This is a genomic window from Endozoicomonas sp. SESOKO4 (assembly GCF_024606275.1).
Map to the genome: position 1 here is coordinate 1 of NZ_JAHHPS010000302.1, position 1275 is coordinate 1275.

Annotated in this window: 1 protein-coding gene; it reads right to left on the minus strand. The window is 56.6% G+C overall.

Going from position 1 to position 1275, the window contains the following annotated elements; all coding sequences use genetic code 11:
- Positions 1-1275, minus strand: a 1275-nt coding sequence (locus KDK16_RS05675) for an ankyrin repeat domain-containing protein (RefSeq protein ID WP_257275078.1), incomplete at both ends; no start/stop codon positions are given.

The following is a 1275-nucleotide window of genomic DNA, read 5'->3' on the forward strand; positions in this document are numbered from 1 at the left end:
CCCGTAGTCCGGGCGTTGAGATCTGCCTTGGCTTCGATCAGGAGTTTCACGATGTTGGTATGGCCCTTCCGGGCAGCGATAAACAGAGGGGTGGCGCCATCCGAAGTCCGTAGGGCGTTGAGATCTGCCCCGGCGTTGATCAGGACTTTCACGCAGTCGGTATTGCCATTGCGGGCTGCGATGAACAGCGGGGTGGCTCCATTCGACAAGGCGGCGTTGAGATCAGCCCCGCTGTTAATCAGGACTTCTGCAGAGTTGGTATTACCTTTCTGACTTGAGATATAGAGCGGGGTGGCACCATTAAGCGAGGTGGCGTTGACATCCGCCCCGCCTTCGATCAGGGCTTGCACAATGTCGGTATGGTCGCTCTGCGCCGCGATATACAGTGAGGTAACGCCATCCGTAACCCGGGCGTTGAGATCCGCCCCGGCTTCGATCAGGGCTTTCACAATGTCGGTATGGCCGTTCTGGGCTGCGATATACAGTGAGGTAACGCCACCTGAAGTCTGTGCGTTGAGATTCGCACCGGCTTCGATCAGGGCTTTCAAAATGTCGGTAAGGCCGTTCTGGGCTGAGATATACAGTGAGGTGACACCACCCGAAGTCCGCGCGTTGAGATCTGCCTTGGCTTCGATCAGGAGTTTCACGATGTCGGTATGGTCTTTCCGGGCAGCGATGAGCAGTGGGGTGACACCATTCTTAGTGCGGGCGTTGAGATCTGCCTTGGCTTCGATCAGGAGTTTCACGATATCGGTATGGCCCTTCCGGGCAGCGATGAACAGCGGAGTGGCACCATCCAAAGTCCTGGAGGCATCCTTAGTGCGGGCGTTGAGATCTGCCTTGGCTTCGATCAGGAGTTTCACAATGTCGGTATGCCCCTTGCGGGCAGCGATGAATAGGGGGGTGGCGCCATCCTCAATCCGTGCATTGAGATCAGCCCGGGCGTCGATCAGAACTTTCACGCAGTCGGTATTGCCCTTCAAGGCTGCAATGAACAGCGGGGTGATACCATTGGACAAGGCGGCGTTGAGATCAGCCCCGGCGTTAATCAGGGCTTTTACGCAGTCGGTATTAACCTCTCGGGCTGCGATGAACAGTGGGGTGGCGCCATCCTTACTCCGGGCGTTGATATCTGCCCCGGCGTTGACCAGGCGTTCGACGATGTCCTTATGCCCTTGAGCGGATGCCAACATCAAGGCAGTGAGACCATCATTTATAACGGTATTGACATTGACTCCCTCTGCCAGTGACTTCTCCACCTGATCCAAATCCCCC